We start from the raw sequence: 21,775 nt of genomic DNA on the forward strand, positions 1-21,775 counted from the left end.
TTAACTGGTCTAGAGTGTATCAGACTTATCTGAAATGACTATAATTCGCTTCTTATATAACACTTGCCGATTCCTCGCCGAACATTTCTCAGGCAACTTCGCCAGTTGGCTGCTGAAAGAGACTGTCATGATGGCGAAACTCAAACCATCGGAACTTTCCCTCGATCCGATTTGAGCCGATGCGATGATTGTACTCTAATCCGAGGATTCTATTCTTCACATCCAGTTCCAAACGTTGCCAAAGGAGGAAATCCCATTTCGGATGTTAGATTGCCGAGTTCGAGGTTTGCAGGGCTTGCTTTAGGGTGGCTCTTCGTTACTTGGTATGGTTTGATCGGGGGGCATAAATCGACTAAATCCTTATCTGGCAAAAGACTTAATTGATTAGTTCGTTCTAGTCGGGTGTTGGGTAAAATCGGTGCGATCGGCTTTCTCCATGGCTCAGGTTTTAGCATATATCGTGTAAATGCGCTAATATTCAAACTAAAGCCGTCCTAAAAAGACGGGGTTTGGAACTCAATTTTTCGATGACGACAATAATCGACGAGTTAAGGCAACAATGGCAAGATCGCCTCTCTCAAACAGAGGATTCCTTAACCGATCGCCAACGGGATACCATTATCAATTGGTTACTCGGTGAAGATAGCCAACGTTGGGAAAATTTAGACGAGAGAGATTTAGAAATCGCTAAACGGGGATTAGTCTATCTTTGGCAAATTTTGCGGCAACGCTATCTGAAAGTTAATCCCACCCGCGCCTATCGTAACCTGATCGATCGTCTCGGTGCTTGTGTCACTCTCCGGCAAAAAATTCGCACTTGGGTTTCCTTAAGTCGCGATCGTCGGCAAGCGGTGGCCGATGTCTTGCAAGAAATTATTCAAGAAATGTTAAATAGCGATCGCTATCTGCAATCCCAGTTAGCATGGATCGCTCGTTGTACCAACGATCAAGCTACTCGTGATCAGCTGCTGTTAGCCACCCTAGAGGAATACGCTCTGCGTCCGATCCGCAATCAACCCCTGTTAGCCTATCGTTTTGTTAATTATCTCCGTCGTCAATCGAGAAGCGGTATTACTAACGTGCCGCAGCAAGAAATGATCCGGATTCTCTCCGATGAAATTAGTGGCGATGAGGGGGAAACTAGCTTAAGTTTACTGGATCAAAATGCGATCGCTACCTACGAAGATCAACGCACTTGTCAAGAAGCGCAAATTCAACGGGCAAAAGTTCAAGAGAGTTTTGCCAAGTATCTAGAGGAAAATGTTAGTCCGGAGGCGGTGACTTGGTTTAATCTCTATCTAGGAGGCGAAAGCCAAGATGAGATCGCCTTGGCGATGAATATTCCCGTCCAACGGATTTATCGTCTCCGGGAAAAAGTTGGCTATCATGCGATTAAGGTTTTTGCCCTCAAGGAAGGGACAGAATTAATCGCTGAATGGTTAGAAATCAGCCCGAAAGAGCATAATTTTGGCTTAACTCTCAGTCAATGGCAAAGTTACTATGCTGGCCTGTCTCCCACGGGTAAAAGCGTTATCGATGGCTTAAAAGCGGGTAAAACCCTTGAGGAAATCGCTGGCGAATTAAACTGTAAACGCACGCAATTGGTCAAAGAATGGACGAAACTTTATCTAAGCGCCCAAAGTCTCAGGACAAAAACCTAATCAGTTATCAGTTATCAGTTATCAGTTATCAGTTATCAGTTCACTGAGAAAACACCCCACACCCCACACCCCACTTCCCATCCCCTTTTTGATTTTTGACTTCAAGAAATATGTGGATTATTAGCAAAAAAGTCGGGGTATTTACCCATTATTTAACCCCTATGGGGACATTTACCCCCAGCATCGACAAAGCCAGTAAATTTTCTGCTCGGGAAATGGCGGATATTATGGCTAAAAAATACGGGGGAATAGTCGAGGCAATGAAATAATTATGACCATTGGTATTTGGATTTTAGGTGATCAATTATGGACAGGACAAGCGGCCTTAGCTAATCGTCAAGCCTATGCACAGGAAACGCCGGTTATTTTAATTGAATCCCACAATCATATTCGACAAAGACCCTATCATCAGCAAAAATTAGTTTTAATCTGGTCGGCGATGCGTCATTTTGCCGAAGAATTAAAAACTTTAGGATGGTCTGTAACCTACGAAGTTACTGAAGATTTTGAGCTGATTTTATCTGCTTGGATTAAACGATTAGGTATTAAAGAATTACAGATTATGATGCCTAATAATTTGCCTTTTCTTAGATTAATTAAAAATCTCAATTTAGACTGTGTTATAACCCTAATTGATAATAATCACTTTCTCTGGACTAGGACAGATTTTAATAATTGGGCTAAATCTCGTAAAAGACTATTACTAGAGGATTTCTATCGAGAAAGTCGCAAAAAATGGCAGATTTTAATCGAGGATAATCAACCCATAGGAGGACAATGGAACTTTGATAAACAAAACCGCAAACCGCCCAAGGATGGATTAAAAACTGCTGCTCCTCTTTGGTTTGAACCCGATGAAATTACCCTTCAGGTTATCGCTGATGTGGAAGCTTTAGATATTCCTAAATATGGAAAAATCAAACCTTTTCCCTGGGCAGTAAACCGCAGACAAGCTTTACAGGTTTTGGAGCATTTTATTACTAATTGTCTGCCCAACTTTGGACCCTACCAAGATGCGATGGTAACGGGAGAAGAAACCCTCTGGCATTCCCTATTATCTCCCTATCTTAATCTAGGATTACTAACGCCGTTGGAAGTGATTCAAGGGGCAGAAATTGCCTATAAAAAAGATAATTTAGCCCTAAATAGCATCGAAGGATTTATCCGTCAGGTGTTGGGATGGCGGGAATATATGCAGGGTATTTATCATTATTTGGGAGAAGATTACGCTAATCATAATTGGTTTGAGCATCAACAACCCTTACCGGCTTTCTTTTGGGATAGTAACCAAACCGAGATGAATTGCCTCAAACAAGTATTATCACAGGTGGAAAATACTGGTTATGCCCATCATATTCAAAGATTAATGATTTTGAGCAATTTTGCCTTAATTTTTGGTTGCTCTCCCCAAGAGATTGAAAACTGGTTTCATAGTGTTTTTATCGATGCCTACGATTGGGTAATGCAGACTAATGTACTGGGAATGGGACAATTTGCCGATGGGGGAATTCTCGCTTCCAAACCCTACGCTTCCTCGGCCAACTATATTGATAAAATGAGTGATTATTGTCGGGGTTGTCTGTATAAAAAAAATGAACGAGTCGGGGATTTAGCCTGTCCTTTTAACTTTCTTTACTGGGATTTTTTGGCACGACATCGAGAAAAATTAAAATCCCAAGGTCGAGTTAATATGATTTTAGGTCATCTCGATCGAATGTCGGCAGCTGAACTTAATCAAATGCGCTGCCAGTCCAACCAATTAAGAGCTATCAGCAGTCAGCTTTGAATCAGTTATCAGTTATCAGTTATCAGTTATCAGTTATCAGATGCCAGTTTTCAGTTCACTGATTACTGTTTACTGTTTACTGGTCACTGAAAAACCCCGAAACCCAGTATGATAATTGCTATATGAGTAAATCTAAGGAAAAAAACCGGATTGCCTATCAGGAATTTGGAGATAAAAGCAATTCTCAAGCTTTTGAGCGTTCCATCCCTGAATTACCCCCAAATCAGCAGAATTTGCGAGTACAAACCTCCCGCTCTGGTCGTGCGGGAAAAACCGTTACCATAGTTACAGGTTTTCAATGCCAAACCGAAACTCTGACGAAATTATTAAAACAGTTAAAAACTGCTTGCGGAACGGGTGGTACAGTTAAAGAAAATGCCATTGAGATCCAAGGAGATCATCGCCAAAAAATTCTACAAATTCTCATTGAATCGGGTTACAAAGCCAAAATTAGCGGAGGATAGCTTAAAATCATGATTCCCTCTTGGTTGCTTATCGGTGTCGTGGGGTTTTTGGTAGCGTTAGCTGGGGGATTACTCAATTCTCGCGATGTGCGTTGGTTTGCGCGTTTGCGTCGTCCCGATTGGTTAAGCTTTGAAAGATTAATCCCTCTTATCTGGACAATTATCTATATTTGTGGGGCAATTTCTGCTTATTTAGTCTGGGAAGCTCAACCGGCTAATCGCTGGTTTTTGATGGCTTTTTATCTGTTGGTGGAATTGACTATTAGTGCCTATACTCCCGTCACCTGTAAACTACGCAGTCTCAAAGCGGGAACGATTATCGGAGGTACGGGTTTTTTCTTGGGTTGTCTTCTGGCGCTCTTGGTTTTCCCTGTTTCTTCTTGGGCGGGCATCCTACTCCTACCCTACCTGATTTGGAGTCCGATCGGTACCTATGTGACTTGGGAAATGATCCATCTCAATCCTCGGGATGTATAGATAGGTAAAGTGGGATGTGTTAATTTTTAACACATCCCACAGGTCTTATTGCCATCTACCAACTTAAAAATCTAGACTGTTTTTTCCGCTCTAACTCGCTCTACCCTGGCAGGACTGGAGCAATCAAGGAAGTTAGGAACCTCCTGACGACAGTGAGGACAATACCAGTAGGCACGACTAGCTACAAGGTGACGAAGGGTAATTCCCGAACAAATCGGGCAGCTGTGCATGGATTGTTAGAGGAATTTTAAACGTTTTTAAAATTGTCCTACCTCTCACTGCGATTTTAAACAAAATCGCCGCTCTTTAAATCTATCTTTAGGTAGAAACCCAGTGTTTCTTTCGATAGATTCCCCAGAAAATACTTAAGGATGAGGACGGAAAAGATGGGAATGTTGCGGGTGATAAAGTTGCGATCGAGTTCCTGTAATCTGGTTTAAAGCGGGACTAATGAGATAAAGGGTAGTTCTAGTTAAATTTTCCCGATGGGTTAGTTTGGCCATCTCTGACAGGGGGACAACCCAGATTTTTTCGTCGGGCCAACCGAGACGGAAACAAACGGCCACCTGTTGCTCTGCCGGATAGTATCTTAGGAGTTTTTCCTGGGCTTTGTCAACATGACGGGCGGCTAAATATAGGCATAAACTGGCTTTATGAGCGGCTAAAGAGGCTAATTCTTCACTTTCTGGCATGGGAGAGGCTTTTCCTTCCACCCGGGTTAGAATAATTGTCTGGACTAATTCCGGAATCGTTAATTCTAGGGCCAATTTGGCCGCTAATCCTTGAAAGGCACTAATTCCGGGGATTAGCTGAAAGGGTATATCTGCTGCTGTCAAAAGCTCAATTTGTTCTTGGATGGCACTATAGAGACTTAAATCCCCCGATTGCAGTCGCACCACCGCTAAACCCCGACGCACGCGATCGATCATTAAAGGGATAATTTCCTCTAGGGTGATGCTACTGGTGGGAATTAACTCGGCATCTTTAGGAGTGTCCTCAAGAATCTGTTTGGGGACGAGGGAATCAGCAAAGACGATAACATCGGCTTTTTGGAGAATTTTATAGGCTTTTACCGTCAATAATTCTGGATCTCCAGGGCCCGCACCAATAAAATAGACGGCCGGGGAGAGCGCCGAGGAGTCAATTAAAGTCATACTAAATCCTGTTTAAAAGGGGTGTGGGGTGTGGGGTGTGGGGTGTGGGGTGTGGGGTGTGGGGATGTGGGGAGAATAAATAAAAACAATCTCCTGACTCCTGAATACTGAATCCTATCATTAACCTGAACATTTGTATTTAATTAGGGTGAATGACTATAATTAATGATAAAGCACAGTCAGCATTGACAATGATTAGCGATCAATCCCTCCCCCCCCAAAATATTGAAGCGGAAGAATCTATCTTAGGTGGTATTTTACTAGATCCAAAAGCGTTAGGTAGAATCAGTGATTTTTTAATTCCAGAAGCTTTCTATGTAAAAACCCATCAAGATATTTATCGTGCGGCGCTTGCTTTACAAGGGAAGGGAAAACCGACGGATTTAATGACGGTTAGCAGTTGGTTACAGGATAATCATCTGCTGGAAGAAATCGGGGGAATGCCGCGATTGTTACAATTAATTGAGCGCACTGTCTCGGCTGCCAACATCGATCGCTATGCTGAATTAGTGATGGATAAATATATGCGTCGTCAGTTAATTTCCACCGGGGGAGAAATTATCGAGTTAGCCAGGGATACGACGCTAGAATTAGAAAATGTTTTCGATGAATCGGAACAAAAGATTTTTCGTCTCACCCAAAAACGACCCCAGGAGGGTTTAATTTTTCTGGGGGATACTTTAATCGAAACTTTTAACGAAATTGAGAAGATGCAGGAGACAACCACCCTACCTGGTATCGAAACTCAATTTTATGATCTCGATGCGATGACCAGTGGTTTACAACCCTCGGATTTAGTTATTATCGCGGGTAGGCCTTCCATGGGAAAAACTTCTTTTGCTCTTAATATTGCCTATAATATCGCTCAACAGAATTTACCCGTGGCTGTCTTTAGTTTGGAGATGTCTAAGGAACAATTAGCCCAACGTTTGTTATCGAATGAGGCTAAAATCGAAAGTAATCGGATTCGATCGGGCCGTTTGGGACAAAATGATTTAGAGAAGGTTCTTGGGGGACTAGAAAAGTTATTAAATTTGCCCATATATATCGATGACAGTGCCAATTTAAGTGTGATTCAAATGCGTTCCCAAGTGCGGCGTTTACAGGCAGAAAAAAAAGGACAAATGGGATTAGTTTTAATCGATTATCTGCAATTAATGGAAGGTGGAGGTGATAATCGCGTTCAGGAAATTTCTAAAATCACCCGCAGTCTTAAGGGTTTAGCCAGAGAAATTCATGCTCCAGTAATTGCTCTTTCTCAGTTAAGTCGCGCTGTGGAATCTCGCAATAATAAAAGACCGATGATGTCCGATTTACGCGAGTCGGGATGTTTAGCGGGTGATAGTTTAGTTGAGTTAGCCGATCCTCGTGCTAAAGTGCCAATTTGTGAGTTAGTGAATTGCTCTAATTTTACGGTTTTTGCTCTTAATGAGGAAACAATGAAATTAGAAAAAGCACTGGTAACTAAGGTCTTTTCCACAGGATTTAAGCCAGTTTTTCGATTAACAACTCGTTTAGGTCGCACGATTAGAGCTACAGCCAATCATAAGTTTTTGACTGTCCACGGTTGGCAAAGATTAGATGAATTAAATATTGGTAATTATATCGCTTTACCTCGCTCTCTGAGTAATTCAGACCTAACTTTTAATTGGGATGAAGTTATGGCAATTCAAGCGGATGGAGAGACAGAAGTGTATGATTTAACAGTAGATAAATTGCATAACTTTATTGCCAATAATATCATCGTCCATAATAGTATCGAACAGGATGCGGATTTAATTATGATGTTATACCGAGATGAATATTATAACCCCGATAGTCCCGATCGAGGTGTGGCCGAAGTAATTATTACTAAACACCGTAACGGTCCCACCGGCACAATTAAGCTACTTTTTCAACCAGAATTTACCAAGTTTCTCAATCTTAAACAAAGTCGCTCTAATTATTAAAATGAAAGCAAATATTAATTATAAAACTCCCAATTGGCTCTTAATACTTTTGGCAATTATCCTAACTCTCGGTGTGGTTTTTCGTTTCGCAAATATCGATAAAAAAATCTATTGGCATGATGAATCCTACACCACCATTAGAACCACTGGTTATCAAGCAAAGGAAATCGCTGATACTATCTTTCAAAACCGTCTTTTATCTACCACAGAATTAGGAAAATTTCAACAACTGAAACCCGAAAGCAATGTTTTTGATACGATTCAATCTCTCGCTAAAGAAGACCCTCAACACCCACCTTTATACTTTATTATCTCTCGCTACTGGGAAAAAATATTCGGTTTTTCTCCCGTTTCTTCCCGCAGTTTAGCGATTGTTTTTAGTCTTCTCTCCCTGCCATTTATTTACTATCTATCCCTAGAATTATTTACATCAAAGTTAACGGCAATTTTAGCAGTAATTTTATTGGCACTGTCCCCAGTTGATATAATATTTGCTCAAATGTCCCGTCAGTATAGTCTTTTAGTTTTGTTAACGATAATCAGTCAATTGATGCTGTTAAAATGTCTCAAAAAAAGAACTCTTGTTAATTGGTCTTTATACACCTTATCTAATACTCTCGGACTCTACACCCATCTCTTTTTTATTCTCAACTTATTTGCTCAAGCAGCCTTGATAATTTGGTATCTTGTTATGAAACCAGAGCGAAAAAATAACTTGATATTTTTCCTGTTATCTGGGTTAACAATGATAATTTTATATATACCCTGGTTACAGGTTTTTTTAACTAACTCTCAAAGAGCCTTTAACTCCACCAGTTGGGCTGCCGTTAACTATCTCGATTGGGGATTGTTCGGTAAATTATGGCTCTTAACTTTTACTTCTCTATTTAGCGATAGCGATTTTGGTTTTAATAACATCTTCACCTATATATATAGAATGATTTTTTTAATCTTAATTATCTATGCTTTTGAGCGAGTTTATCGCTACAATAACCCGATAGTTTTTACTTTTCTGATTACCTCAACCCTAGTACCTTTCCTAGCTTTAGTCATTCCCGATCTAATTTTGACCACCACTAGATCAACTGTCACCCGTTATCTAATTGCCTCCTTTCCCACTATCTATATAACTGTGGCTTTTTTCTTGTCACAATTGCTTAATCAAGGTAAATTTTTAGGTAAAATTATCTTGACTTTTTTGTTAACTGCTAGTATAATATCGAACTTTAATAATGCTCTTTCCGAAACCAGTTGGGCAAAAGTTCCTAGTTATTGGAATGGCGAAGTTGCCAGAAAAATTAATGCTGTACCCAATGCCATTATTATCAGCGACGAAGGTAATGACTGGACTAACTTAGGTGATTTGCTTTCCCTTAATTATCGTCTTAATGCTGATGTACAATACTTCCTGACTACCACTAACCCCGATACCGATAAGTTAAAAGAAGTTCTAGAAATTCCCCAGGCCAACTTATTTCTTTTTCGTCCTTCCAATCGGTTATTAGTGGCCATAGATCAATTCGATATTCGTCTTGATTATTTCTATCCTCAAGGTCAATTGTCGCGAGTGAAGAAATAGGTAAATATATATTTTGGGTCAATCTAGCCTCAAAGAGTTGAGCAAAGCTGTTATTATAACCAGTTAAAACCGTTAATCTTCACCCTAAAGAAATGACTTTTCTAATTCCGACTAACGTTTGGCGGCAAATTCTTAAAAAGTTCCCTATACTACTATTCTTAGCATCTTTTCTGATAGTCGTATTCTTAGGCTATTTTTCTACCGCTTTCTCTCAAAGTCGGGATACCGATATTCGCGGTGTTTGGATTACCACCAACGATACTGCGATGCTGATGGACAGGGATAAACGACAACAGGCGATCGAGCAATTAGTTAATCTTAATTTTAATGCTATCTATCCCGTGGTCTGGAATTCCGGTTATGCTCTCTATCCTAGCGCGATCGCGAAACGGGAAGGAATACAGCCTTTTGTGCCTACGGGAGCGCAGGGACAAGATATCTTGGCAGAATTGGTGGAACAAACCCGTGGCAGGGGATTATTGGTCATTCCTTGGTTTGAATTCGGATTTATGGCCCCTCCCACCTCAGAATTAGCCTTAAAACATCAGAACTGGTTAACTCAAAAACGCGACGGGGGGACCACTTGGGTGGGGGCAGCCGGTGAGGTGGTGTGGTTGAATCCTTTCCGTCCCGAGGTGCAGAATTTTCTGCGGGAGTTAGTCTTGGAAGTGGTGGGACAATACGATATTAACGGCATCCAATTCGACGATCATCTGAGTTTACCGAATGAATTCGGCTATGATCCCTATACTATCGCCCTTTATCAACAGGAAACGGAAAAAACACCTCCGGCTAACCCCCGGGATCCCGAATGGACAAAATGGCGGGCCGATAAAATCACCGCTTTTCTGGCTAATCTCAAAGAATCAATTGAGGCAATTAAACCGAATATACTGCTTTCGATCGCCCCTAATCCCTACGAATTCGCCTATAATGGTCATTTACAGGATTGGCTCGCTTGGGTGCGGCAAGGATTAGTCGATGAGTTAATCGTACAGGTTTATCGTCCCGATCTGCCCAGTTTTCTCAAACAATTAGAGCGTCCCGAAATTCAAGAAACCCAGCAAACTATCCCCACAGGTGTGGGGGTTTTAACCGGTTTACGCAATCGACCGATTGCCCTACCCTTGATTGAAGAAAAGGTATTGGCTGCTCGTCAACGGGGTTTAGGGGTGATTTTCTTCTTTTATGAAAGTCTCTGGCAGCAAGCTTTGGAACCTCCAGAAACCAGAAAAGCGGCAATTCAAGCAATGTTTTCGCAACCCATTACTCCCCGTCTTCCCGTGGTGGACAATCTCCCCTTAGTTAGTACGCCTGAACCTGTTTATCAGCCAGAACTAACCCCCACACCTCCCCCCTTAGCGCCGGACGGTATCGAAATTCCTGTAATTCCCCCTCCAGGTAGTTAATAGCAATTTTTGCCCAGAGAAATTACAGATCAAATCATCGAATTTAAGTCCCCCTTTTTCCCTTTTTTTTAACAGGGATGGAGATGCTGGGGGGATGAAAATTTTTTTAGTCAGATTTTGGAGAATTGGTATGAGTTAGACTTACTCATTCTCCGTATTGACATCTCAAACTGAATTGCTATGGTAAATCCCTTGATAGATAGGCATTTCAGTGTTTCAATCGGGACTCACTTCTGTGAAAACCGCTATATACAAACTCTATTAATTGCACCATAATTAAACTCAAATAATATTTTATTTAGGTGGAATAGGAAGATGAAATTTATCGATAAACTAATAAATTATCATCACCTAAACCACTTTCTAGCCTAATTAATAGGGCCATTTCCAGTTAGTAATCTCGTCCTTATCGATGCCATTGGTAAAAGCATAATCGAGATTATCGATAATGGCATTTTTCATTCGTTCTTTCACATGACCGGCAGCAGAACCTAATTTTGGCACGCGATCAATCACATCAATTACTAGATGAAAACGATCAACTTGGTTACGAATCGCTAATTCTAGGGGAGTATTAATATTCCCTTCTTCCTTGTAACCGCGCACATGAATACGTTCCTGATTACTGCGACGGTAGGTAAGTTTATGAATCAGCCAAGGATAACCGTGGAAATTAAAGATAATTGGCTTATCAGTGGTAAATAAACTATCAAAATCCCGTTCCGATAAACCATGAGGGTGTTCACTTTCCGACTGTAATTTAAACAGATCAACCACATTGATAAAGCGAACTTTTAAGTAAGGGAATTCCTCCCGCAGAATTGCCGTGGCCGCTAAAGATTCTTTAGTGATAATATCCCCACAGCAAGCCATAATTACATCTGGTTCATCGGGATTTGTTCCGTCATCATCGTTACTTGCCCAATCCCAAATACCGATACCTTTAGTGCAGTGTTTAATTGCTTCTTCAATGGTCAAGTATTGCAGGTGTTTCTGTTTATCAGCAACGATAATATTAGTGTAATCCTTGCTCTTGAGGCAGTGATTAGTCACACTTAATAAACAATTCCCATCGGGGGGAAGATAAACCCGCACCACGTCGGCACTTTTATTGGTTACTAAATCGATAAAACCGGGGTCTTGGTGACTAAAACCATTGTGATCCTGCCGCCAAACCACCGAGGATAATAACAGATTCCAAGAGGAAACAGAAGCACGCCAAGGCACATGATTTTTGCAGATATCGAGCCATTTAGCGTGTTGGTTGAACATGGAATCGATAACGTGGGCAAAAGCCTCGTAGGAGTGAAATAAACCGTGACGACCGGATAATAAATAACCCTCTAACCAACCGACTAAAGTATGTTCACTCAGCATCTCCATCACCCGACCATCGGCAGATAATTGGCTACCATCTAAATCCTCCGGATAGGTATCAGCTAACCAAGCTTTTTTAGTCACTTCATAGAGAGCCGCTAAACGATTAGAAGCAGTTTCATCGGGACCAAAAACGCGAAAATTAGTCATATTATTTCGCATTACATCCCGCAAAAATACCCCCATCACTCCCGTGTTTTCCGCTTCCACTTGGCCCGGGTGGGTGACATCTACGGCATATTGACGAAAATCGGGCATTTTTAGGTCTTTACGCAGCAATCCGCCATTAGCGTGCGGATTAGCACTCATGCGACGATGACCAATAGGAGCGAGTTCTTTAAATTCCGGCTTAAATTGACCCGTGGCATAGTCAAATAATTCCTCCGGGTTATAGCTTTTCATCCACTCCTCTAATTTTCTCAAGTGGTCCGGGTTTTCGTGCATGGCACCCATGGGGACTTGGTGAGCGCGCCAGAATCCTTCTACTTTATGACCATCAACCTTTTTCGGACCCGTCCAACCCTTGGGAGACCGGAGGATAATCATCGGCCAGGGGTAACGTTTAGCCACTCCTGTGCTGCGAGCTTCCTGTTGATAGGAGCGAATCTGATTGATACAGTGTTCTAGGGTAGCGGCCATTTTTTGATGGCAGTGCATGAGGTCTTCATCCTCCTTACATTCGACGATGTAGGGAGTGTAACCGTAACCGACAAAGAGACTTTCTAACTCGTGGGTCGAAATACGGGAGAGAATGGTGGGATTAGCGATTTTATAACCGTTTAAGTTTAAAATTGGCAGTACCGCACCATCGCGAATCGGGTTAAGGAATTTATTCGAGTGCCATGCGGTGGCAAGGGGGCCGGTTTCTGCTTCCCCATCACCCACCACCACGGCCGTAATTAGGTCGGGATTGTCAAAAACAGAACCGTAGGCATGGGAAACACTATAACCCAGTTCGCCGCCCTCATGGATAGAACCGGGGGTTTCGGGGGTGACGTGACTACCGATGTGACCGGGAAAAGAAAATTGTTTAAAGAATTTTTGTAATCCTTCCTCGTCTTCACTTTTATCGGGGTAAATTTCCGAATAGGTTCCTTCTAGATAAACCGGACCGAGTACCCCCGGCGCCCCATGGCCGGGACCGGCCATAAAAATCATATCGAGGTCGTATTTTTTGATTAAACGGTTGAGGTGAACGTAGGTAAAACTTAAGGCCGGACTCGCTCCCCAGTGACCAAGTAAGCGATACTTAACGTGTTCGGGTTTAAGATGTTCTTTGAGCAGGGGATTATCGCGCAGATAAATCATACCTACAGCTAAATAGTTACAAGCGCGCCAATAGGCATGGGTTTTATAGAGTTCGTCTTGAGAAAGGGGATTTTGCTCTGTTAAGGGTCTTTCTGGTGCGGATACCATGAATATTTCTCCGATATCTATGAAGGATGAGATTAAGAGAGTTGATAGACAATTTCTCCAGATTATCGAGAGGGTTAACCCTCGGTCAGTTTTCAAACTGTAATCAAGAGTCTAACCTTTCGGAGCGTAAAAAACTATTAAAATAAGCTATATTTTGCCAATCCGGCCAGGGGAATTTATGTCAGTCGGGCGGCGTTTTTAAATCGCTTTTAAAGGAAAATTAATATCTTCTTAACTTAGGTAACAATAATTCTCAGAAAAATTTTAATTATTTTTTAATGTCAGCTTTTCCCAAAATACTATAGGGTTACACCCTAGTTTGTCGGGAAGAGCCTAATTAGGCCTTCTCGATGCCAGTGGTGAGGACTACTAGGATAGCTTTTGAAGCACTGAAACTTAAAATCTTTCTATACTTCATCTAGCGAGCAACAAAAGCTGATTAGCATATATAGTGATTCTCTAGAGGCCAATCAATTCTCAAATTATTGTTTCTTGATCGTGCCTAAGCTTATCGCAGCTGCAAAGGAGTTTTTTTCATGACAAAAGTAAGAGTCGCTATCAACGGATTTGGTCGTATCGGTCGCCTCGTTTTTAGGGCGGGTATCCAAAATCCTGATTTCGAGTTTGTTGGTATCAATGATCTCGTCCCCCCCGATAATATTGCCTATCTGCTCAAATACGACTCCACCCACGGACGTTTTCAGGGTACGGTAGAAGCGAAAGAAGATGGCATCGTCGTGGATGGTAAGTTTATCCCCTGTTACTCGATTAAAGACCCCGCTCAACTACCCTGGGGTGCAACCGGGGCCGATTATGTGGTCGAGTCCACCGGTTTATTTACCACCGCCGAAGGAGCAGGAAAACACCTAGAAGCCGGGGCCAAACGGGTAGTTATCTCCGCACCCACCAAAGATCCCGACAAGATTCGTACTATTGTACTGGGCGTTAACGACAATGAGTACGATCCCGCTAAGGATCTGATCGTCTCTAACGCTAGTTGTACCACCAATTGTTTAGCCCCGATCACCAAAGTTATTAACGATAACTTCGGACTAGCGGAAGGATTAATGACCACGGTACACTCGATGACCGCCACTCAACCCACCGTGGATGGTCCATCGAAAAAAGATTGGCGCGGTGGTCGCGGCGCTGGTCAAAATATTATCCCCTCCTCCACGGGAGCAGCCAAAGCAGTAACCCTAGTTATTCCTTCCCTAAAAGGCAAATTAACCGGTATGGCCTTCCGTGTACCAACTCCCAACGTTTCGGCGGTGGATTTAACCTTTAAAACCGAAAAAGCCACCAGTTACGAGGAAATCTGCGCCGCTATGAAAGCCGCCAGCGAAGGACCGATGAAAGGTATCCTCGGTTATACCGATGAGGAAGTGGTATCGAGTGACTTTATCACTGACCCCCGTTCCAGTATCTTTGATGCTAAAGCTGGCATTCAACTTAATGCCAATTTCTTTAAGGTCGTCTCTTGGTACGATAACGAATGGGGTTACTCCTGCCGGATGTTAGACCTAATGAAAATGATGGCAGCTAAGGAAGCAACCCTAGTAACAGCCTAAATCAGTTATCAGTTATCAGTAAACAGTAAACTGATAACTGATAACTGATAACTGATAAGATGAATCCAAAATTTAAAGATATTATCGCTTGGGAACAGGCACAATTATTAATGCAGCCGGCATTTATTCGGGTGCTGGATAATCTGCGTAAACAGTTAGAAAATTCCCTCTGGAAAGGAACTTATACAGAAATTCAAGATCCCTATCCCAGTTATCTGCTCTGTTTGACTTATCTCGATCGCTCCGTTACTGTAAATATTTGGGAACTTTGTTTTCAAGTCTGTTTTCTCGATTATCCCACCGATGAGGGAGAGAGCGTCACCATCGATACCAGCCTCCTCGATCCCACCGGTGAACTGGATTGGCAGAGTTTGGAAACGAAAACCGAGCGCATTATTAAGCAATTATTCGCTAATTTACCCCAATGAAAGCAGATTTAGAAACGATCAAGGCAGAGTATGCCGCTAATTTTCTCAAAGATTACAGCAATGATCCCCAAAGTTTAGCATCCCAAACAATTTTAATCGATCGCTCCGATTGGGGTTTATTAGAATTAAAAGGCCAGGACCGACTGCGTTTTCTCCACAATCAAACCAGTAACGCGATCGATCGCCTGAAACCGGGTCAGGGTTGTGAGACAATTTTCCTTAACTCTACCGGTCGTACCCTCGATTTTGTCACAGTTTACGCCGGCGATGATTCCCTCCTCATCCTCGTTTCTCCCCAACGTCGTCAATTTTTACTGGAATTGATCGATCGCTATATTTTCCCCTTCGATAAAGTGGAAATTAGCGACTTAACCGATAATTTTGCCATTTTCACCCTAATCGGTGCTAAAAGCGGGCAATACCTGCAAAAAATCGCCATTCCAGAGCAGATTTTAACGGGGGTGCAGCATAGTCATTATCTCCTTTCCGAACCCCCCCTGAGAGTGGCCGTCGGCACCGGCTTAGACCTACCCGGATATACTTTAATCGTTGCCGCCGCCGAAGCCGGTCCCCTCTGGGAAAATTTAATTAAAAATGGCGTTACTCCCGCAGATGAGCAGGTGTGGGAATACCTGAGAATCCATCAGGGCCGACCGGCAGTCGATCGAGAATTAACCGAAGACTATAACCCTTTAGAGGCCGGTTTATGGCGAGCGATCGTCTTTGATAAGGGCTGTTATATTGGTCAAGAAACTATCGCCCGTCTCAACACCTATAAAGGCGTAAAACAAAGACTTTGGGGCATAAAACTCAGCCAACCCGTCCCCAGCAATACCCCGATTATTTTAGAAGCGCAAAAAGTCGGTTTACTCACCAGTGTGCTGGAGGATTTTGGCTTGGGTTATGTGAAAACAAAAGCGGGAGGAGAGGGTTTAAAAGTACAAATCGGCGAGGCAACAGGAGAATTAATCCCTTTACCCTTCCTCTCTCACGAATACCCCTTTCAGTGAACAGTAATCAGTAAACAGTAATCAGTAATCAGTGACCAATCACTAATCAATGATAACTGATAACTCACATCTTATAAGTAGTTGTGCAAAATTAATTTATTGGTTAGGATAGGCAAAAGGCAGGAGGCAAAAGGCAAAAGCTTTATCGAAATGTGTAATTAATTTTGCTTAGATACTTAACTAATAACTAATAACTAATAACTAATAACTAATAACTGATAACTGATAACTGATAACTGATAACTGAAAAACCCCCCTAACCCCAGCGACTAGCGATAGGCATTCGCCAACCAGTGCCAAAAGCGCGATCGCTAATTTTTAGGCCCGGGGGGGCTTGTTTGCGCTTAAATTCGGCATTTTTAACCAATTTAATCACTTTCTGCACAATTTCAGGCTCAAAGCCGGCGGCGATAATTTGTTCGGCGGATTGATGGCGATCGATTAATAGTGCTAAAATAGCATCTAAAATCTCGTAGGGAGGTAAAGAATCTTGATCCTTCTGATTGGGTTTTAATTCAGCACTAGGAGCTTTATTAATCACATTAAGGGGAATAATTTCCCCGTGCCGATTTAACCAGCGACAGAGGGAATAAACCCTCGTTTTCGGCACATCAGCAATCACTGCTAAACCACCATTCATATCACCGTAAAGGGTGCAATATCCCACCGCCATTTCTGATTTATTGCCAGTGGATAATAGTAAATGACCGAATTTATTAGAGAGAGCCATTAATAAATTACCGCGAATGCGTGACTGAAGATTTTCTTCAGCAATACCGAAATCAGTACCAGCGAAAAGCCGCTCTAAAAGTTGATCATAAGCGGTCATAATTTCTTTAATTGCTAACTTCTCACTTTTGATACCTAAATTATTAACTAAAGCCACTGCATCGCTAATGGAATGGTCGGAACTATAGGGAGAAGGCATCATCACAGCGAGAACATTTTCTTTACCCAATGCGTCGCTGGCAATAGCGGCAACTAAACTGGAATCAATGCCACCACTCAAGCCGAAAATTACCCGTTTAAAACCGCATTTCTGCACATAATCTCGTACTCCTAAGACTAAGGCTCGATAAATTTCCTCATCTTCATCGACAGGTAAAGGATGAATAACCGCAGGTAACAAATCTTGATTAAACTCGATCAACTCTAGGCTAGAAGTAAATGCCTGAGCGCGATAAATCACTTCTCCTTGTCGGTTAAAAGCCACGCTGTCACCATCAAAAATTAAATCATCATTTCCTCCCACTTGATTGACATAAACTATCGGTAAATTATATCTAGTGGCACTATGGGATAATAAAGATTCTCGCAATTTTTGCTTACCGACACTGTAGGGAGAAGCGGAAAGATTAACGATTAAATCCACTCCCAAATTAGCTAAATCGGCGATGGGATTAACCGCGTATTGACGCTGACCCCAAAATTGTTCATCATTCCAAACATCTTCACAGATAGTTACACCGATTTTTACATTATTTTCTGTTAGTTGAAAATATTGACTTTCTTTCCCAGAAGCAAAGTAACGATCCTCATCAAAAACATCGTAGGTAGGCAATAAACGTTTAGTAAAAATTTGTTTAATCTCTTGACTTTTTAGCAAAGCTATGCTATTAAATAACGGCTTTTCTCCTCTGACCGTTGCCGAGGGATTTTTTTCGACAAAACCGACTAAGACGGCTAACTTTTCTGGTAATTGTTGGGACAATAATTGCAATTGTCGAGACATTTTCTCCACAAAACCCAGATTTAATAACAAGTCTCTGGGAGGATAACCACAGAGGGATAATTCCGGAGTTAAAAGTAATTCTGCTCCCTGATTAAATGCCGTTTGAGCAGCCTCTAAAATTCTTTGGGCATTTCCTTCGATATCTCCAACAATGGGATTTAATTGAGCGATAGCAATTCTCATATTTTTTCCTATTTAAACAAAAACTAACGGTTGCTCTTTAAAGGGAGCAAAAGCTTTTTCATCAAAGCGATATAAACTAGCAGGACGACCGGCACCACGAGAGACTTTTAAACCCATATCCTTGAGAAATCCTAATTTCAATAGCCGATTTCTGAAGTTAGAATAATCACTAAAATTTTTACCTAAAATTGTCTCATAAAATTGATAAAGATCATTTAAAGTAAATAATTCTGGTAAAACCTCAAAAGCGACGGGACTATATTCTACTTTATTGCGTAATCTTCGCCAGCCATATTCCAAAATTTGACCGTGATTAAAGGCTAAATCTGGCACTTTATCAATCATATACCAAGTGATATTATAATCCCGTTCAGTGATTAACTTTGCTTCTTCAAACCGCACTAAAGCGAAGTAACTCACCGATAGATAACGTTTCCCAAAACTCTCGGCCGCTGCCGGGGAATCTCCCTCTGGACTGCCAAAAGTATATAACTGTTCCAGATAGAGATTATTGACGCTAATTTTCTCGGCTAAAATTCGATAGGCTGCCGTTTCCAGTGATTCCCCATTTCTCACTAAAGTCCCGGGTAAACTCCAGTAATTACTAAAAGGTTCTTCCCGTCGTTTAATCAGAAGCACTAGCAGCCGGTTTAATTGGGTATCAACGGAAAAGATCACGTTATCAACTCCGACTTTAAAATCAGCTAGAGATTTATTAGCTAGGGTATTTGGCGATTTCATGCGTAAAGTTTTTGACCTTCGATATAATCTTTAATCGGTGCAGGAACAGCCTGTTTATCGCCTTTTTCTCGATAATCTGTTGAGGATACAGCCGGAGCAAATACATCGGCAATTAGACAATCACCCCCCAATGTTTGCAGTTGTTCAATATCATCTTGGTTAATAGGATATCCTGGACGAGGAATCACAAGAATTTTGACTTTTTCTAGTAATTCTTGGCTACGATACCAGTGCCTAATTTGTCCGGCTAAATCGGAACCAATGACTAGGGTATATTCCTCCTGTTCTCCCCAAATTGCTTGCGCTTTTTCCACACTAATTAAGCTACGTCGATCGCTTAATTCTCGTCGCAGTTGTATATTATCCCTTGAGGGTTGAATATCCCGGATGAGCAAATTTAACATCCTCAGACGATGTTCGAGACTGGTTTGATGATTTTTAAAGGGATTATCGGCAGCCCAAACCGCAACAATATCGTACTGTTCCGATAACCATTTTAGTATGGCTTGATGACCGGCAGTAGGAGGATCGGCACTGGTTCCAAAAAGGGCAATTTTAAGCATAGGATTCAATTGCTTGCTCACTGAGGGATTAGTTTAAGTCTGCTCAAGCTTGGCAAAGATTAACTTCTCCCCATTATAGTTGATTTTACCAAAATAGGGCAAGAGGATCAGTCATCTCCTGCAAAAGTAAGTTATCGAGCCGCTATCGGGTGAAAATATCTAAAACCCCGGATAAATTCGACATAATCTTAGGTTTTATGAATAGGATAGTTAGGGACTTGCGCTTTGATAATGTACCTTTTGGGCGAACGCAGTTCGCCCCTACATTGTGGACAAAATCCGTTACTGTAGGGGCGCAATGCTTGCGCCCTCCGATCGATCAGGTTTGCTGATCACCCTAAGTAGGGGGAGAGCCTTCGAGGTGTTAGGGACTTGCGCTTTGATAATGTGCCATCTGGCTGGTCTGGTTCTTCTACAGAGCGATTTTCTGGCTGGGATATTATTCCTACGCAAGTCCCTTATCTCTTATCTTTTGTCTGCTACTGAAGATTTTTGATTCTTGCAGGAGATATTATTTTTTATAAAATTGGTGAACTAATTCTCAAACGTACTAACCCACAAACAGAAGGAGGCAAACCCATTACGCTGCGCTATGACTCCCGTAGCACTTAGCGGCCCAAACCACTGGATCGATTTCTCCCTTTTGGAGTTTTTCTAGCGGGGTTGCTCCGTCTAAACGAATATCACCCGTAAGCAGAAAGAGCATTTGTGTCCAAGCACCATCTTCTTTTAAAACGGCTAACACTTGGTCTAAACCTGACAAAACTTTGCCATCAATAAATTGCCAAGCGGGATAAACTAATTCCTCGTTGACAGATAAACCTAAGACCCGATGATTGAGCCTCATAGTTTCTAATTCCAAAGAACTACAGGCTAAAACACTACAAATCTCGGCGCTGGTTAAGGTTCCGCCTTGCTTAGATAGGAACCGCTTCTTCGCTTCTTCGCCTCGTTTAATGGCAGCTGCCAACGGAGGGGCCAAAGCTAAAGGAGATTGTGTTTTTTGTATGGATTCTAACATTTTTAAGCAACCCTACCACCGCGAACGTATTTTGAATCCCTGATTAGTTTCTAGGAAGACCCTATCTACCCCTCATAATAACAGATGGTGGGCATTGCCCACAGGTGGGCGTTATCTACAAAGGCACAATTGCGGTTCATTCTTTTTTCGGTGATATTTTAAGTTTTGCTGTAAATTTGACTCCAAACTCCATTCCTAACTCTAATTCAGCCTCCCATTCGAGATTCCGTTTTTTGCAAGCATTATTAAACTCATCATGAACTTTATCAATCAACTGGCTTAAGTCATCAATTGCCTGCTCAGGATCGATGAAGAGTGGAGCTAAAATCACGGACTCATCTTCACTTTCGCCAGATTTTTCAGTATTTCGACTCAGATCATCTCGTTGTACAAAAACGATTTTAGGTTCTAAGGAAACAATTTTTAGTTTTTGAGTTGGCTGGAGATTATCAGACACTTAATCTTTCCTAAATCTTGATGAATAATAGAGGAAACCACGTTAAAGCGAAATAAATAGCTTTTCTAGTTTAAGAGTTTTTTGAGGATAATCAATGATTACCTTTAATTCTTTGAGAATGTCCCCTCCTAACATCCCATCAATATAGTATTTTGAGGATACTCCTGGAATAGAGCCAAAAAAAACTTCTGTTTCACTAAACAAAATAGAACCTATTTCCAGTCTATCAAGCCTAGCAGTCCTATACCGAGAACTACCCGTTGCACCACTTCCCCGAACAGATGATTGAGATGTCGGTAAATCTAGAAAGTCTAATAAATCTGGATGAAAGACAGTCACCTGTGACCCCGTATCGAGTAGGACATTAACCGTTCTTTGGTTGTCGTTAAACTCAACAGTGACTGGAATCACCCACATAGACAATCTCTCAAGATTGTGGTCTCCCTCAAATGTATGTTCAACGACAATGACGGCCATGTAGAGTAAGGATGATGGAGCAAGGATAAAAGCTGTAGCGTTGATAGCCAAGACTCATTATCAACTTTAAGCAACTTTACTTCCGTCAACAAGACCTGTATAAAACAAATATAAGTCTCCCTTCAAATGTTTAGTCTCTTGTATCAGCTTACTTTTATCGTCTGAATACCCAATAACCTTACCTTTCTCTGGCCAGCCATATTTGTCGCGACCAGTGATCTCTACGACCACCCATTGATCGGGGTAATAGGATGAGACATCGGCTATACTCAAATCTTCTGTTTTGTGGCTAAGTGCTTTCATGGCCAAGTTTGTTTTTG

At 41.7% G+C, this 21,775-nt stretch carries 22 protein-coding genes; 12 read left to right on the forward strand and 10 right to left on the reverse strand.

Annotated elements, in window-relative coordinates; genetic code table 11:
* Positions 1-34: 34 nt before the first annotated feature.
* From EWV60_RS09730 to EWV60_RS09755, 6 genes are all read left to right on the forward strand, one after another.
* Positions 35-175 (forward strand): hypothetical protein, encoded by a 141-nt coding sequence (locus EWV60_RS09730; protein WP_002740097.1) that lies wholly within the window; start codon positions 35-37, stop codon positions 173-175.
* 352 nt (positions 176-527) lie between these two features.
* Positions 528-1,661 (forward strand): HetZ-related protein 2, encoded by a 1,134-nt coding sequence (locus EWV60_RS09735; protein ID WP_287232085.1) that lies wholly within the window; start codon positions 528-530, stop codon positions 1,659-1,661.
* Between the two features lie 110 nt (positions 1,662-1,771).
* Complete coding sequence (locus EWV60_RS09740) at positions 1,772-1,930, forward strand: hypothetical protein (protein ID WP_287232087.1); 159 nt, start codon at positions 1,772-1,774, stop codon at positions 1,928-1,930.
* A 2-nt stretch (positions 1,931-1,932) separates the two neighbouring features.
* The gene (locus EWV60_RS09745; protein WP_149107089.1) at positions 1,933-3,447 is read left to right on the forward strand and encodes a cryptochrome/photolyase family protein; all 1,515 of its coding nucleotides are present in this window, start codon (positions 1,933-1,935) and stop codon (positions 3,445-3,447) included.
* Between the two features lie 122 nt (positions 3,448-3,569).
* Complete coding sequence (locus EWV60_RS09750; RefSeq protein WP_287232089.1) at positions 3,570-3,911, forward strand: translation initiation factor; 342 nt, start codon at positions 3,570-3,572, stop codon at positions 3,909-3,911.
* 9 nt (positions 3,912-3,920) lie between these two features.
* Positions 3,921-4,388: a TspO/MBR family protein gene (locus EWV60_RS09755; RefSeq protein WP_002750165.1), complete on the forward strand. Its 468-nt coding sequence runs from the start codon at positions 3,921-3,923 to the stop codon at positions 4,386-4,388.
* Positions 4,389-4,459: 71 nt separating this feature from the next.
* Here EWV60_RS09755 and EWV60_RS09760 read toward each other — a convergent pair whose 3' ends face one another.
* Together EWV60_RS09760 and cobM are read right to left on the reverse strand one after the other, a co-directional pair.
* Positions 4,460-4,618, reverse strand: a complete 159-nt coding sequence (locus EWV60_RS09760) for a hypothetical protein (protein WP_193746286.1) — start codon at positions 4,616-4,618, stop codon at positions 4,460-4,462.
* Between the two features lie 135 nt (positions 4,619-4,753).
* Positions 4,754-5,542 carry a precorrin-4 C(11)-methyltransferase gene (gene cobM / locus EWV60_RS09765; protein WP_002750163.1) on the reverse strand — a complete coding sequence of 263 codons (789 nt, stop codon included), beginning with the start codon at positions 5,540-5,542 and terminating at the stop codon, positions 4,754-4,756.
* Positions 5,543-5,733: 191 nt separating this feature from the next.
* On the opposite strand from cobM, the gene dnaB reads away from it, so the two are divergent.
* The 3 genes from dnaB (at position 5,734) to EWV60_RS09780 (ending at position 10,479) form a co-directional block, all read left to right on the forward strand.
* Positions 5,734-7,491, forward strand: coding sequence for a replicative DNA helicase (dnaB, locus tag EWV60_RS09770; protein ID WP_271935324.1), 1,758 nt, complete (start codon positions 5,734-5,736; stop codon positions 7,489-7,491).
* A gap of 1 nt (position 7,492) precedes the next feature.
* Positions 7,493-9,070 (forward strand): glycosyltransferase family 39 protein, encoded by a 1,578-nt coding sequence (locus EWV60_RS09775; RefSeq protein ID WP_287232090.1) that lies wholly within the window; start codon positions 7,493-7,495, stop codon positions 9,068-9,070.
* A gap of 92 nt (positions 9,071-9,162) precedes the next feature.
* Positions 9,163-10,479 carry a family 10 glycosylhydrolase gene (locus tag EWV60_RS09780; RefSeq protein WP_287232091.1) on the forward strand — a complete coding sequence of 439 codons (1,317 nt, stop codon included), beginning with the start codon at positions 9,163-9,165 and terminating at the stop codon, positions 10,477-10,479.
* 372 nt (positions 10,480-10,851) lie between these two features.
* Here EWV60_RS09780 and EWV60_RS09785 read toward each other — a convergent pair whose 3' ends face one another.
* Entirely contained in the window at positions 10,852-13,272 is a 2,421-nt protein-coding gene (locus EWV60_RS09785) for a phosphoketolase family protein (protein ID WP_002739607.1), read from the reverse strand.
* 536 nt (positions 13,273-13,808) lie between these two features.
* On the opposite strand from EWV60_RS09785, the gene gap reads away from it, so the two are divergent.
* The 3 genes from gap to ygfZ are packed head-to-tail and all read left to right on the forward strand — an operon-like array spanning position 13,809 to position 16,281.
* Positions 13,809-14,843, forward strand: a complete 1,035-nt coding sequence (gene gap / locus EWV60_RS09790; protein ID WP_002793129.1) for a type I glyceraldehyde-3-phosphate dehydrogenase — start codon at positions 13,809-13,811, stop codon at positions 14,841-14,843.
* Between the two features lie 59 nt (positions 14,844-14,902).
* The gene (locus EWV60_RS09795; RefSeq protein WP_149975807.1) at positions 14,903-15,271 is read left to right on the forward strand and encodes a hypothetical protein; all 369 of its coding nucleotides are present in this window, start codon (positions 14,903-14,905) and stop codon (positions 15,269-15,271) included.
* Positions 15,268-16,281, forward strand: a complete 1,014-nt coding sequence (gene ygfZ / locus EWV60_RS09800) for a CAF17-like 4Fe-4S cluster assembly/insertion protein YgfZ (protein WP_287232093.1) — start codon at positions 15,268-15,270, stop codon at positions 16,279-16,281. The genes EWV60_RS09795 and ygfZ overlap by 4 nt, the downstream gene beginning before the upstream one ends.
* Positions 16,282-16,537: 256 nt before the next feature.
* On the opposite strand, the gene EWV60_RS09805 is transcribed toward ygfZ, so the two are convergent.
* From EWV60_RS09805 to EWV60_RS09835, 7 genes are all read right to left on the reverse strand, one after another.
* Positions 16,538-18,196: an NAD+ synthase gene (locus EWV60_RS09805; protein ID WP_287232094.1), complete on the reverse strand. Its 1,659-nt coding sequence runs from the start codon at positions 18,194-18,196 to the stop codon at positions 16,538-16,540.
* 12 nt (positions 18,197-18,208) lie between these two features.
* On the reverse strand, positions 18,209-18,937 hold the full coding sequence (locus EWV60_RS09810; RefSeq protein ID WP_002739973.1) for an NUDIX hydrolase: 729 nt from the start codon (positions 18,935-18,937) through the stop codon (positions 18,209-18,211).
* On the reverse strand, positions 18,934-19,500 hold the full coding sequence (locus EWV60_RS09815) for a nicotinate-nucleotide adenylyltransferase (RefSeq protein WP_159252016.1): 567 nt from the start codon (positions 19,498-19,500) through the stop codon (positions 18,934-18,936). The genes EWV60_RS09810 and EWV60_RS09815 overlap by 4 nt, the downstream gene beginning before the upstream one ends.
* Before the next feature lie 580 nt (positions 19,501-20,080).
* Positions 20,081-20,521 (reverse strand): hypothetical protein, encoded by a 441-nt coding sequence (locus EWV60_RS09820; protein ID WP_287232097.1) that lies wholly within the window; start codon positions 20,519-20,521, stop codon positions 20,081-20,083.
* Between the two features lie 136 nt (positions 20,522-20,657).
* Positions 20,658-20,978 carry a hypothetical protein gene (locus tag EWV60_RS09825; protein ID WP_002793132.1) on the reverse strand — a complete coding sequence of 107 codons (321 nt, stop codon included), beginning with the start codon at positions 20,976-20,978 and terminating at the stop codon, positions 20,658-20,660.
* A 42-nt stretch (positions 20,979-21,020) separates the two neighbouring features.
* Positions 21,021-21,506 (reverse strand): retropepsin-like aspartic protease, encoded by a 486-nt coding sequence (locus tag EWV60_RS09830; protein WP_287232099.1) that lies wholly within the window; start codon positions 21,504-21,506, stop codon positions 21,021-21,023.
* 15 nt (positions 21,507-21,521) lie between these two features.
* The gene (locus EWV60_RS09835; RefSeq protein ID WP_287232101.1) at positions 21,522-21,758 is read right to left on the reverse strand and encodes a hypothetical protein; all 237 of its coding nucleotides are present in this window, start codon (positions 21,756-21,758) and stop codon (positions 21,522-21,524) included.
* Between the last annotated feature and the right edge of the window lie 17 nt (positions 21,759-21,775).

This window comes from Microcystis sp. Msp_OC_L_20101000_S702, from assembly GCF_007095705.1.
Classification (GTDB): domain Bacteria; phylum Cyanobacteriota; class Cyanobacteriia; order Cyanobacteriales; family Microcystaceae; genus Microcystis; species Microcystis ichthyoblabe_A.

Coding starts and splice junctions, on each gene's coding strand:
- EWV60_RS09730 (WP_002740097.1), top strand. CDS start 35: ATGACTATAATTCGCTTCTTATATAACACTTGCCGATTCCTCGCCGAA.
- EWV60_RS09735 (WP_287232085.1), top strand. CDS start 528: ATGACGACAATAATCGACGAGTTAAGGCAACAATGGCAAGATCGCCTC.
- EWV60_RS09740 (WP_287232087.1), top strand. CDS start 1,772: ATGTGGATTATTAGCAAAAAAGTCGGGGTATTTACCCATTATTTAACC.
- EWV60_RS09745 (WP_149107089.1), top strand. CDS start 1,933: ATGACCATTGGTATTTGGATTTTAGGTGATCAATTATGGACAGGACAA.
- EWV60_RS09750 (WP_287232089.1), top strand. CDS start 3,570: ATGAGTAAATCTAAGGAAAAAAACCGGATTGCCTATCAGGAATTTGGA.
- EWV60_RS09755 (WP_002750165.1), top strand. CDS start 3,921: ATGATTCCCTCTTGGTTGCTTATCGGTGTCGTGGGGTTTTTGGTAGCG.
- EWV60_RS09760 (WP_193746286.1), bottom strand. CDS start 4,618: ATGCACAGCTGCCCGATTTGTTCGGGAATTACCCTTCGTCACCTTGTA.
- cobM (WP_002750163.1), bottom strand. CDS start 5,542: ATGACTTTAATTGACTCCTCGGCGCTCTCCCCGGCCGTCTATTTTATT.
- dnaB (WP_271935324.1), top strand. CDS start 5,734: ATGATTAGCGATCAATCCCTCCCCCCCCAAAATATTGAAGCGGAAGAA.
- EWV60_RS09775 (WP_287232090.1), top strand. CDS start 7,493: ATGAAAGCAAATATTAATTATAAAACTCCCAATTGGCTCTTAATACTT.
- EWV60_RS09780 (WP_287232091.1), top strand. CDS start 9,163: ATGACTTTTCTAATTCCGACTAACGTTTGGCGGCAAATTCTTAAAAAG.
- EWV60_RS09785 (WP_002739607.1), bottom strand. CDS start 13,272: ATGGTATCCGCACCAGAAAGACCCTTAACAGAGCAAAATCCCCTTTCT.
- gap (WP_002793129.1), top strand. CDS start 13,809: ATGACAAAAGTAAGAGTCGCTATCAACGGATTTGGTCGTATCGGTCGC.
- EWV60_RS09795 (WP_149975807.1), top strand. CDS start 14,903: ATGAATCCAAAATTTAAAGATATTATCGCTTGGGAACAGGCACAATTA.
- ygfZ (WP_287232093.1), top strand. CDS start 15,268: ATGAAAGCAGATTTAGAAACGATCAAGGCAGAGTATGCCGCTAATTTT.
- EWV60_RS09805 (WP_287232094.1), bottom strand. CDS start 18,196: ATGAGAATTGCTATCGCTCAATTAAATCCCATTGTTGGAGATATCGAA.
- EWV60_RS09810 (WP_002739973.1), bottom strand. CDS start 18,937: ATGAAATCGCCAAATACCCTAGCTAATAAATCTCTAGCTGATTTTAAA.
- EWV60_RS09815 (WP_159252016.1), bottom strand. CDS start 19,500: ATGCTTAAAATTGCCCTTTTTGGAACCAGTGCCGATCCTCCTACTGCC.
- EWV60_RS09820 (WP_287232097.1), bottom strand. CDS start 20,521: ATGTTAGAATCCATACAAAAAACACAATCTCCTTTAGCTTTGGCCCCT.
- EWV60_RS09835 (WP_287232101.1), bottom strand. CDS start 21,758: ATGAAAGCACTTAGCCACAAAACAGAAGATTTGAGTATAGCCGATGTC.